Origin of the sequence: Leptospira abararensis (assembly GCF_016918735.1) — a bacterium.
GTDB classification, from domain to species: Bacteria; Spirochaetota; Leptospiria; order Leptospirales; family Leptospiraceae; genus Leptospira_A; species Leptospira_A abararensis.
Window position 1 is genome coordinate 89,334 of sequence record NZ_JAFFPR010000060.1, and the last position, 11,616, is coordinate 100,949.

Below are 11,616 nucleotides of genomic sequence, written 5' to 3' on the forward strand. Positions count from 1 at the left end.
GGAAGTTCAAAAGACAAGCTAACATTAAATAATGTTAAATGATTCTAATATCTACTTTTTATGGTCAAGAATAAAAGACTAAATCAAACTCCTGAAATGAAATTTCCTTTTTAGATGGAAGCAAAATGGTCCAAGATTTCTTTTAATTGAATCGCCTGTTTTTCTTCAATCCCCGACAAACAAAAGATTTGTTCTGGTATTGATTTTGCTTTTTCACGCAACTGCCTTCCATTTTTTGTGAGTGATACAATCACAACGCGTTCATCATCTAAGTTTCTTTTTCTTTGGATAAACCCACCTTGTTCCAATCGTTTGAGTAACGGTGTCAACGTCCCAGAATCCAACTGTAACCGGTCCCCAAGCCCACTAACCGTGCTTTCCTCCTCTTCCCAAAGAACCAACATCACAAGATATTGCGGATAGGTGAGACCCACTGCTGCAAGAAGCGGACGGTAGATTTTCATCAATCGATGCATAGACGAATATAAAGAGAAACAAACTTGGTTCTTCAAAAGAAGAACCTCATCCGTTGGATTCTTAACCTTTGACAAGTTTTTCGATATCCTTTTCAATATCTTCCGGTTTTGTGATGGGCGCGTATCGTTTTACAACATTTCCTTGTTTATCGATTAAAAACTTTGTAAAATTCCATTTGATATCTAAGGATCCGAAGATTCCAGGAGCTTGTTTTTTGAGATGTTTATAAAGTGGGTCCGTATTTGGTCCATTCACTTCCAATTTTGAAAAGATGGGAAAGGTCGTCATGAATGTTCTTTCGCAAAACAATTTGATTTCTGCATCAGACCCTGGTTCTTGTTGTCCAAATTGGTTGCAAGGAAACGCCAAAACTTCGAGACCCTTACCTTTCCAGCGATCATAAGTTTCCTGAAGGCCTTTATACTGAGGCGTAAATCCACACTCACTTGCCGTATTCACGATTAATAGTACTTTGTCTTTAAACTGCTCCAAAGGAACTTCTTCAGAACCCCGTTTCACCTTGATATTGTAAAAATCATCTGACATGTTTGGTCTCCGTATACACATTAGATTGTGCACAATCTAATTTTGTTCAATCTTTTTATTTAAATTTTGTTGGGATTTTTTTTAGTTTTTAGCAAGGGGAGATTGCAAATCTGTGTATCCCCGCCCTGACTCGGGTGGGGAACTAGACCCACCACCCAATACCTTCTCCTTACCACAACCAAGGGAAACTGACTACCAGCTTCCCAACTCCCTCAGTTTTTTTACAAAAAAGTTCTTAGTTTTGCAGAATTGGCTCGCTTTCAGAGGGAAACCATTCGTAATGATACGAATTTTATTTCTCATTTCAAAAACGATATTTGGAGCAAACAATGAAAATACAATTGGTCGTACGACCTTTGTTGGTATGTCTACTCTTCCTTTTACCGGGATTCCTAGCCGCAGAAGGGGAAATTCCTTCTCCCGCAGCCATCGATAAATCAGACACGGCATGGATGTTGGTTTCGTCTGCTTTGGTGTTTTTTATGATCCCGGGACTTGCCTTGTTTTACGGAGGGATTGTCCGATCTAAAAATGTCCTCTCAACTATGATGCATAGTTTTGTTGCTATCATCGTAATGACATTGCAGTGGACGATCTTCGGATATAGTTTTGCTTTTTCCGGAGATAACCCTTATATCGGAAATTTTGATTTAGCATTCCTCAATGGAATTGATATCGATTCTGTAAAGGGTTCTATCCCTACCTATGTTCACTTTTTATTTCAAGGTATGTTTGCTATCATCACACCAGCCCTAATCTCAGGTGCGATTGCCGAAAGAATCAAACTCTCCGCTTATGTAGTTTTTATTCTCGTCTGGTCAACGTTAGTTTATGACCCAGTGGCACATTGGGTTTGGGCAGATTCAGGTTGGCTGCTAAAAATGAATGCTCTAGATTTTGCTGGAGGAACTGTTGTCCATTTGATCTCAGGGATTGCAGGACTTGCCGCAGCAATTGTCATAGGGAAACGAAAAGGTGATTCCGGTTTACTGACTCATCCAAATAACATGACTTATACGTTACTTGGATCAGGCCTATTATGGTTTGGTTGGTTTGGTTTCAACGCAGGGTCAGGACTTGCTGTCAATGGACTTGCGGCTAGAGCATTTTTGGTAACACTGATTGCCCCTGCAGCTGCAGGAGCCAGTTGGTTACTCATTGAATGGTTACATACAAAAAAAGCAACGGCACTCGGTGCTGCTTCTGGAATTGTAGCAGGACTTGTAGTCATCACACCAGCTTCTGGTTATGTGGGAGTCCAAGGTGCAATGATTATGGGTGTTTTAGTATCTCCCATTTGTTATATGGCAATTCTTATGAAAGGTAAAATTCAATATGATGATACACTTGATGCTTTCGGGATCCATGGTGTTGGTGGAGCATTCGGAGCCATTCTCACTGGACTCTTTGCTTTGGAGTTAGCTGAAGGGATGACCTTAGGAAACCAAATGACTGCGCAAGTAATCAGTGTTGCAGCAACAGGATTTTATTCTTTTGTAGTTTCTTACATACTGGCACTTGTGATTGAAAAAACAATTGGTTTTAGAATTGAAGAAGATAAAGAAATCACCGGACTTGACCAAGAAATCCATGGTGAAAAAGGATATGACATTAGGTAATCAATATGAAATTAGTCATCGCAATCATCCAACCACACAAACTAGAAGAAGTTAAAAATGAACTTACCAAAAACGAAATCTATCGTTTGACCGTAAGTGATGTTCAAGGTTATGGCCAACAAAAAGGAAAAACAGAAGTTTTTCGTGGGCATGAATACCAAGTGAATCTCTTACGAAAGGTACGTTTAGAAATCGCAGTCAACGATGAGTTTGTCAAACCCACCGTCGATGCAATTTTGAAAGCAGCAAAAACGGGACCTGAAGGTAAAATCGGAGATGGAAAGATCTTCGTTATGCCTTTAGAAGAAGTCATCCGCATTCGTAGCGGAGAACGCGGGAGCAAAGCCATTTAACTACGATTTGGTATCCGAGGGAAATTAATCCCTCGGATGGACTCTTTACATTGTAACCTTGTCTAGGACATATTCCTGATTCGACTTTCCTCCTGGAACAAAGGGATATACTCCCCAACTGGCAGGGATTCTCACTTCAATCATAGCCGGCCCCTTTTTTTCCAAAACCCTTTGTAGCTCATCTGTACCCAAACTCCAATCCCATTCCGAATATCCGATTCCAAACGATTGGCATAACAACGAAAAGTCGGGATGAAAATGAAATTTAGAACCAGAATGTTTACTTCCGTAAAACAAATCCTGTTGTTGTTTCACAAGGCCCAAATGTTCATTGTTGATCAGGATCACCTTTACATTCAGATTCTGTTCCTTTAAAGTAGATAACTCTTGTAAGTTCATCATAATGGAACCATCACCGGAAAAACAAAACACATGAGCCTCTCTCTGACTTAAGGCTACACCGATGGCCGTAGGAAGGCCAAAACCCATAGTCCCCTGTCCCCCAGAAGTGATCCAAGATTTAGGATTTGCAAAGGGAAAATACTGTGCCACCCACATCTGGTGTTGGCCTACATCCGTAAGAACGTAGTGATCCCCTTCGGGTAGTACAGAAGCAAAATCCAAAAGTATATTTTTCATCGGATGTTGTTCTGGGATTTGTCTCCATACTTCAATTTGCTCCCATGCTTTTGTATTTTGAATACAAAAGTCTTCTTCGATCAGAAAGGGAAGAACCTCGGAGATATCCTTCTGCAAACTCAAATGGACTGATTTGTTTTTACCAATTTCACGTGCATCAATATCGATATGTATGACTTTCGCTTGGTTACAAAACTTCTGAATGGCACCCGTGGCCCGATCGTCAAAACGAACACCAATCGCAATGAGAAGGTCACATACTCCCAAAGCTTCATTGGCAACCACGGTTCCATGCATACCCATCATCCCTAAATTCATTGGATCTTCTTTTTCAAAAATACCTAAACCCATAAGGGTAGTAACTGCAGGAATTTGGAACCTTGAAACAAAATCGCGCAAACGTAAATATTCTTTTTTGGCTCCGCCACCTATGTAAAGTAAGGGGAAGTCAGAAGCCTCCAAAAGTGATTTAAACTCTTGTAAAAAGAAATCCAAACTTTCATCAGTAGATTCATCTTCAATTTCTTTGGCCTCAAAAAGCTCATCTTTTTTTTGTGGATTGAACATAAGATGATCATTGGAAATCTTAATGGTTTGGATTTGGATATCTTTTGGTAAGTCAATCCATACTGGGCCCATTTTTCCAGAACCAGATAAATGATAAGCTTCATCCAAGATTTCTATGATTTGGTTTGGTTCTTCTATCTTATAAACTTTCTTAACAAGAGGAGAGACAATACTTGCTGTGGGTAATTCCTGAAAGGCATCGGTTCCAATTAAGGCCAAGGGAACTTGTCCAGAAAAAACCAATAAGGGAATTGAATCTCTTTGGGCATCAGCAACCGCAGTGATGAGATTGGCAACACCTGGACCTGAGGAAACAAATACAGCACTTACTTCACCTGTAGTTCTTGCTCTACCTTGCGCAATGAATCCGGCACCTTGTTCATGACGAGCTAACACATGTTCAATTCTCGATTCGGCCAAACTTTCGTACAATGGCAATATGGTTCCACCAGGAACCCCAGGTATCCACTGAACCCCTTTAGATTCTAAAAAACGTATGATATATTGACTTACGGTGATTTGTTCCCGCATAAAGATCCTCCCGATTTGGTTTCCCCGTCGACTTCAGCTTTCTGTCGACCGAGGAAACGAAGGAAGATTATGACAGAAAGCTACGTATGTATGAGGAGACTACGACGACGAGAGTAGAGAGGACATAGCTAGACAATCCAAGAGCGGGCATGGAATCCATGATCTCGTAGTGAGTGGTTGTCTCTAAAGCCATTACAGCCAAGGTTTTTTATATTTACTAGTGTCGTCAAGAATTTATCAGGATGAGGATGGAAAACATTTCCCTGAATCAGATCTTCTTGTTAGTGGTGAACTAACAAAGGGAAGAAAAGAAAACGAGTTGCCTATTCGTTTTCTTTGGCCCGTTTGATGAGGGAATAGAAAGCCAGGATAAAACCGAAAAAGAAACCAATAAGAAGCCAAAGTGGTTCGGTTTTTAGATATTCGTCTAGGTAGTATCCTCCCACCACAAAAAGTGCGATGGAAGATACAAATTCAAATCCGGCACCAGCCATCGCCATGGATGACTTCTCTGGTTTTTTATCCGATGGTTTTTCAGGTTCTCCAGTCATCTTATTGGAGGATGCGACCAATCCGATCCCAACGGACACCAAGTCTCCACAAACGATACCGTAAGGTTCTTTCAATCCACCCAAACCTAGACTCATCATCTCTATAGCGAGCGTTATGTGAAGAGAAGATTTCAGAATAGTGACAACGTCTATCTAACGCGTCGCCTTCATATCGTTCTGCGATTTCTGGCCCTTTTTCTGCGAGCTCCTGCCCGTCTTTGTATTCACAAGTGGAGTCTTTCCAATCAATAGAAAAGTAAATGATTAGTGCCTTACCTAAAATATCTTCTCGTTTTACAAAACCCCAAGCACGTGAATCGTGCGAGTCATCCCTGTTGTCACCCATCACCATATATTGGCCTTCCGGGATCACACAACCATGTAAAAAATCACAATACTCGAAGATATGGGCTCGACGATCATCTTCAAAACCTTCTAGAATGAAGTGTTCGAAACCTGGTTTTACTTCTTTAAACAGGGCTCTTTGAGTTGCTTCTAAGTTGTCCAAGTCAGAAAGTTCTTTTCCAATAGGAACTTCCTTTGGTGCATAGGATTGGAAATCATTTGCACCGACTTCTTTATACTCAACAAGTGCAAAGTGTACCCTTCCTCTATCTTTTGTATCAATGTACTTTCTTGTGATTCGAATTGTATCTCCAGGAAGTCCAACGACCCGTTTTACAAATCGTTTGGCAAAAATTCCTGTTCTCGATTCTTCTTGCGCAAGGGCCGTAGCCGGTGGAATAAAAGTTACGATATCACCACGTTTCGGATCATCAATCCTAAAGAGTTCCTTCTCTGTAAATGGCATACGAAAAGAGTAACGCATTTTATTTACAAATAAGAAGTCCCCGATTTTGAGCGTGGGGATCATAGAACCTGAAGGAATATTATTAGCATCTAATATAGATGATTTGAAGGCAAAAACAAGAACCACAATGATCCCGAATGAGATTCCGGAAGCGGCAGCTCCCTCTTTTGCAGGTTCCTTAGATTCTTGTTTAGGTTTGGATTGGAAGATGGAGGAGAATATTCCCATAGGTTCGAAGCTAGGGAATTGGAATTTTCTGTCAAGAAAGGGGGAAAAAAAGCGCAAAAGACTTGTACTATTTTCGGGAATCGACGATACCATACATGGAGATCTTCTGCTTATGGAAACATCAATCCACGTTTTACGAAAAACCTTACAGGAGATGAAAGAGAATTACTCTTTTGTCTGCATCAAAACAGGAACGGAAACGGAAGATATGGGTGAGGAAGAAATCTCCCTATTAAAAACGATCACGGCAGGAATTTTGCCAATCTATGTCAAAATCGGTGGCCCGGAGGCCAGAAACGATATTCGGATCTGCCAGAGGATTGGAGTTTCAGGGATTTCTGCTCCCATGGTAGAGTCGGAGTATGCGCTGAAAAACTTCATCCAGACTATGAAAAACCTCCTCACTCCAGCAGAATACGAATCTTATAATAAATCGATCAATATGGAAACCATCACTGGATACAGAAATTTGATGGATATTTTCGATTCTGCTTCTTTTCAGGCATTACAGCAAGTAACAGCTGCTAGATCTGATTTAAGCGCGTCCATGGACAAAAAGCCGGATGACAAAGAAGTCACAAGGGTGGCTAAAAAGATCATTTCTGAAGCAAAAAGCAGAGGGAAAAAAACTTCTGTAGGTGGAACCATCACCAAAACAAATTTCGATCTCATTGCAAACGAAATCGAACCAGATTATATCAATTCACGTCATATAATGGTAGATACAAAAAAAGCAATGTCTATTGGTGCTATGGACGTTGCCGAATGTATGTTGTTATTCGAAATGGATTTATTTGAATTTTTCTCAAAAACATTTCCAGAGAAAGGTTACTACTACAGAAACCGAGTCGAAATCAACCGGGAACGGATCGGTGAGAGGAAGGTCCTGTACTTCATACGTTAAGTGGTTTATTTATTTTTTTTATTCAGCTTAGTTTCCTCTTTTCTCCTTATTTCTCCTAAACACTTTCATGCCCCCTTCCAAAAGGGGGTATTTCTTTTTTTATTTGTCCTAACACTCATTAGTTATTGGAAAGAGAAAAAATCGAAAGACAACTCATTCGTAAATGGTTTATTAACAGAAAGACAAATCAGATCTCTACCTTATTTACTTTGTATTAGTTGTATTGTTTTTTTAATCAGTAGCAGCTACCATGCATTTCACCTAACAAAAGCCTTGGCTGATGCCTTCTTATTCCAGGATGCAGATTATATTGGTTTATCGGATATTCTCCTCGCTTTGGCGAACGGAGATGGTTTTACCAGTACCTACTATTCAGAATCAGGACAAGGTAGTTATCTCCCGCACCACTTTGCACCTGGGTTGGCAGCCCTATCCCCCTTTGTCAGTTTCTTTCCGAACCGATCGGGACTCGCTATAGGAGTTTTTTTCACTTACCAATTGGGAACCGTCCTTTGGATTCTTTGGGCTTATCGAATCTCAAAGAAAAATCTAAAGGAATGGGGAATCAAATTTTTGGTTTTTTGGGTTCTTCTCACAAACCAATTGTATTTATATCGGCTTGGATCCAGTTTTCATTTTGAGGTGCTTGTTCTTATTTTCAGTTTTTTCTTTTTTTTTACTTGGGAACTAAGGAAAAAGATTCATGACACTAGTTCTTCAATTCGTTGGATTCATTATTGCATTTTAACCTTATCTACAATTTTTTATCTGAGCATAAAAGAAGACATTGGTATTTACCTACTCCTTTTTTTCTTACCCGTCTTTATTGGATTTTTATACAAAACCGCGAAACTAAATCATATACATAACTCATCACAAATACTAAAACGAATTTATCGTGATGAAAATTTTCTAGCTTATACTTTAGTTCTGATACTAACCATTTTCTGGCTAAGTTACGTTTTCATCGTTTATCCAATATTTGGTGATTCGTCGACAAAAGCACCATGGACAAAAGTCTTAACTCAGGAATACCATGTGGCCTTCAAACAAGTCACAGGTTTTCAAAAATCATTTCAAATTTTTCTGGAACTCATTGTAAGCGGAGGACTCGGGATCTTTCAATTGATACCAGAACTGATTGGAATCTTGTTTATTTATGCGACCCATTTTTTTTCCTCAAGACCCTGGCACCATGAAATATATACGTATTACTGTTATTCGCTAATTCCTTTTGTCCTCTACACGGGAATTTTATGGATCCAATCAGAGAAAAAAATTTCGATCTCGTTTGCGTTTCTAATACTCACTTGTCTATTCTGGAAAAACTCACTCGATTACAATTTTCCCTTAGATACCAAAATCGAAAGTCCTTATGCAAACTCCGAGATCCGAAAGGAAATCCAATCGGAATTGAAGGATGTCAATGTCGTCCTTCTCGGCGGGGACAAGGAAGTAGAAAAATTTCTTGTGAAAAACCAAAGTAAGATAGAAAGAATTTTTGTATTTTCTCAATACAACTTATCTTTCTTTCTCACAGATAAAGCCAAAACCTATCCACTAGAACAAATCAAAAATGCAGAATCTATCTGCAAAATAACAAATGTTTGCTATGCGGTCTTTGCCTCGGAGTTTACTGATAAAGTTTTATGGCCCTCATCTAGAATTTTGGAATATAAAAAAGAATTAGAAAATAAAAATGGAATTTTGGTTTGGAAAGGAAAACAAATCGAAGTTTGGAAACTATAGACAATCAACTTTGGTTTTGAATTTCAAATCACGTCCAAAGTTTCACTCGGAGATAGTTTCCAAAATCCCAATGTAACCAAAATAGACACTTTTCAAAAGTGAAAAACAATTAGCTTATAAGTCGAATTATGTGGCGATATGAAAAACCTCATATCCATTTTCGCGTTTTTCAATCCGAATCTGTCCCTCTAACACTAGTTTCTGGATGATACTATAAACCAAACCAAGGGCAGTCGGTAAATGGCCGCCATTATGGACTTTTTTTCCAATGGCAGCTTCCATTAAAATTTTTAGGTCGGACTCCCCTTCCCTGAGCCGACGAAGGACTCCCTTTTCCAAAATACTCAATGTTTTTTTCACAAGAGTGATGGTTTTTTTAGGATCTTCAATTTCGCTCCCATGGGCAGGTAACATCCGTTTGATGGGCTCTTCCAATAATTTGGATAAAGTGAAATAATAATCCCCCAAACTTCCATCCATTTCCGAATAAATGGCCGTGAGATTGGCTATGATGAGATCTCCCGAAAAATAAATTCCGGTAGAGGGATCTACTGGAGTGATATGATACAAATTATGACCAGGTGTGTGTAAAAACCGAAAGAGCCTCCCACCTAACTCCAAACTATCGTTATGGTCGATGGCCACATCAATCCGTAAAACAGGATCCCCTTTTTTGGTTTCGCTAAATTTACTGAAAAACTGCCTCCAACCTTTGCGTGATTCTTCTAAAATCCTATCTAATTCCTCTTTATCACCAAAGGCTTTATGGAATAGGTCTTCTGTTGCTTCTTCAAAAAGCATCATCGATTCTAAATAGTTTCCCACTCCGTCCGCCATCGAACGATACCCGTAGTAGGTTACATTTTTTGCATAGGACTTCAAAACCAAAGAAGAAGAAATATGATCCAGATGATTATGGGTATAAATGATATGGCGAATGTCTTTAAAGGAAAATCCCTTTGTTTTTAGGGACGCTTGTAACATCGGAATTGATTCAATATATCCCGAATCAATGAGGGTAAGCCCATCGTTTCCGTGATACATATAAATGTTGTTAGGTGCGTAGAAAGGTTGAGGAAGGACAATTTTAAAGACACCATCCCCGATGTCTTCCATGTCCGGAATTCTTTTGGGGATAGTGACTTTCAATTTTTCACCTTATGGTTGTTTTTTGATGATTAATCTTCTTTCAATTTCGAAGATTTTCTCTGGGATTTTTTCTTTTCCCAATTTCTTTTTATCATTTTCTTTTAGGAATAGATCAGCACCGAATTTATCCAAGGCATCATTGGCTTTGATATTTTTTAAACCAATGAACTGGATTTGTACTTCACCTGCAGGAATTCCGTATTCCGTTCCTTTGTCTTCTGTGGTTAAGATTCGAGAAATGCAAGTTACGGTATCACCAGAAAAAGCAGGTTGTGTATGGTATCCTTCTGTGAATCCAAGTTCCCAAATGGCATTTTCAGAAATATCACGTGATGCCATACCAGCTAACCAACCAAATACGAGTCCACCGTAAACCACTGGTTCTCCACCCATCGGGCCAGAAATTCCTGCAGAATATAATTTGTCGTAATGAAGAGGATGAGTGTTTCCTACACGGAAAGTCCACTGGACATGTTCATCCGTAATGGTTCTTCCATTTTGGTGTACATAAATTTGACCTGGTTTGAAATTTTCAAAGTAAGTATGTCCCCAAGTGACATCCTTCATTTCTTTAGGAAATTTTAAATTAGGGAGTTTGAGAGCAGGAGTTTTTGATTCTGGGAAAAATGCAGAAGAATCACCCGGTTTTGGATTTCCTTTTGGTTTTCCATTCGATTGATAAATCATGATTTTACGTTCGTATTGTAAAACCACTTCGTTTTTTTGATTGAGGCAAAGGGTTCTTACATGGACAATTCCCGGTTTTTCTGGGCCTTTGTCATCGACTGCTAAAATTTTAGTGCGAGAAGAGAGAGTGTCTCCTGGATATACTGGCATTAAAAATTGTGCGTTGTAATAACCTAGGTTCGCAAGCGCCTTCTCACTGTTATTTTGAACACCAATGGAAAGTGCCAAATTAAAAACCATAAGTGGGTGGACAAGTAAGTCTGCAAATCCATGTGCTTTGGCATACTCAGCAGAAAGATACAATGGGTTTGTATCCATAAATACAGTGGCAAATTCCTGTGCAAAACTTCTGTCGACTGTGAATTGGCGCGGGTGGACATAAATATCCCCTAAGTTAAATTCTTCTAGGTATCGTCCGTAAATGTTCTTTTTTATATCAGAGAGTGAGGCTGGTGTGCTTGGAGCTAACTCACCAAAGGGGGACATAGGTTTTTCGGCCATGGGAATTCCTTTTTCGAATGGGATAGGACTAATTTTCCAAGAGAGGCCCTAGCGAAAACGATTTTTCCGGTTCAGCCGGTCGCACGTTTGGCGTATTCCTCCTTCCAAATGCTATGCCAATGGTACCATTCTTCACGGACAGCACGGTACCGAACGAGATCACTCCGCACTTCCGACATCAATGATTCCAACTCTTCCACGCGGCGGAAAAGTCGTAAGGTCAAAGCCTCCCACTCTTCTTTGTTTTGGTCCATCCATGGTTCCATAAATTTTATATCGGCCGATCTTTTACCTAAAATGTTGC

12 protein-coding genes are annotated in these 11,616 nt (G+C 39.6%); 4 read left to right on the forward strand and 8 right to left on the reverse strand.

What is annotated here, in order from left to right; all coding sequences use genetic code 11:
* Positions 1-110: 110 nt before the first annotated feature.
* Complete coding sequence (locus JWG40_RS17705; protein ID WP_205287097.1) at positions 111-551, reverse strand: MarR family winged helix-turn-helix transcriptional regulator; 441 nt, start codon at positions 549-551, stop codon at positions 111-113.
* On the reverse strand, positions 538-1,023 hold the full coding sequence (locus tag JWG40_RS17710; RefSeq protein ID WP_205287098.1) for a glutathione peroxidase: 486 nt from the start codon (positions 1,021-1,023) through the stop codon (positions 538-540). The genes JWG40_RS17705 and JWG40_RS17710 overlap by 14 nt, the downstream gene beginning before the upstream one ends.
* 329 nt (positions 1,024-1,352) lie before the next feature.
* Between JWG40_RS17710 and JWG40_RS17715 the strand changes: the two genes are divergently transcribed.
* Together JWG40_RS17715 and JWG40_RS17720 are read left to right on the forward strand one after the other, a co-directional pair.
* A complete protein-coding gene (locus JWG40_RS17715) occupies positions 1,353-2,642 on the forward strand; it encodes an ammonium transporter (protein WP_205287099.1) in 1,290 nt (429 codons plus the stop codon).
* 5 nt (positions 2,643-2,647) lie between these two features.
* Complete coding sequence (locus JWG40_RS17720; RefSeq protein ID WP_100734139.1) at positions 2,648-2,995, forward strand: P-II family nitrogen regulator; 348 nt, start codon at positions 2,648-2,650, stop codon at positions 2,993-2,995.
* Positions 2,996-3,040: 45 nt separating this feature from the next.
* On the opposite strand, the gene ilvB is transcribed toward JWG40_RS17720, so the two are convergent.
* From ilvB to lepB, 3 genes are all read right to left on the reverse strand, one after another.
* Positions 3,041-4,732 carry a biosynthetic-type acetolactate synthase large subunit gene (gene ilvB, locus JWG40_RS17725; protein WP_205287100.1) on the reverse strand — a complete coding sequence of 564 codons (1,692 nt, stop codon included), beginning with the start codon at positions 4,730-4,732 and terminating at the stop codon, positions 3,041-3,043.
* 323 nt (positions 4,733-5,055) lie between these two features.
* Positions 5,056-5,304 carry an AtpZ/AtpI family protein gene (locus JWG40_RS17730; RefSeq protein WP_232369476.1) on the reverse strand — a complete coding sequence of 83 codons (249 nt, stop codon included), beginning with the start codon at positions 5,302-5,304 and terminating at the stop codon, positions 5,056-5,058.
* Complete coding sequence (gene lepB / locus JWG40_RS17735; RefSeq protein ID WP_205287101.1) at positions 5,285-6,322, reverse strand: signal peptidase I; 1,038 nt, start codon at positions 6,320-6,322, stop codon at positions 5,285-5,287. The genes JWG40_RS17730 and lepB overlap by 20 nt, the downstream gene beginning before the upstream one ends.
* A gap of 112 nt (positions 6,323-6,434) precedes the next feature.
* Between lepB and JWG40_RS17740 the strand changes: the two genes are divergently transcribed.
* Together JWG40_RS17740 and JWG40_RS17745 are read left to right on the forward strand one after the other, a co-directional pair.
* A complete protein-coding gene (locus JWG40_RS17740; protein ID WP_205287102.1) occupies positions 6,435-7,226 on the forward strand; it encodes an aldolase in 792 nt (263 codons plus the stop codon).
* Positions 7,227-8,975, forward strand: a complete 1,749-nt coding sequence (locus tag JWG40_RS17745) for a DUF2079 domain-containing protein (protein ID WP_205287103.1) — start codon at positions 7,227-7,229, stop codon at positions 8,973-8,975.
* A 126-nt stretch (positions 8,976-9,101) separates the two neighbouring features.
* On the opposite strand, the gene JWG40_RS17750 is transcribed toward JWG40_RS17745, so the two are convergent.
* The 3 genes from JWG40_RS17750 to JWG40_RS17760 all read right to left on the reverse strand — a co-directional run bounded on the left by JWG40_RS17750 (position 9,102) and on the right by JWG40_RS17760 (position 11,566).
* Positions 9,102-10,124: an MBL fold metallo-hydrolase gene (locus tag JWG40_RS17750; RefSeq protein WP_205287104.1), complete on the reverse strand. Its 1,023-nt coding sequence runs from the start codon at positions 10,122-10,124 to the stop codon at positions 9,102-9,104.
* A gap of 9 nt (positions 10,125-10,133) precedes the next feature.
* Positions 10,134-11,312: a MaoC family dehydratase gene (locus JWG40_RS17755; RefSeq protein ID WP_205287105.1), complete on the reverse strand. Its 1,179-nt coding sequence runs from the start codon at positions 11,310-11,312 to the stop codon at positions 10,134-10,136.
* Positions 11,313-11,383: 71 nt separating this feature from the next.
* On the reverse strand, positions 11,384-11,566 hold the full coding sequence (locus tag JWG40_RS17760; protein WP_205287106.1) for a hypothetical protein: 183 nt from the start codon (positions 11,564-11,566) through the stop codon (positions 11,384-11,386).
* Between the last annotated feature and the right edge of the window lie 50 nt (positions 11,567-11,616).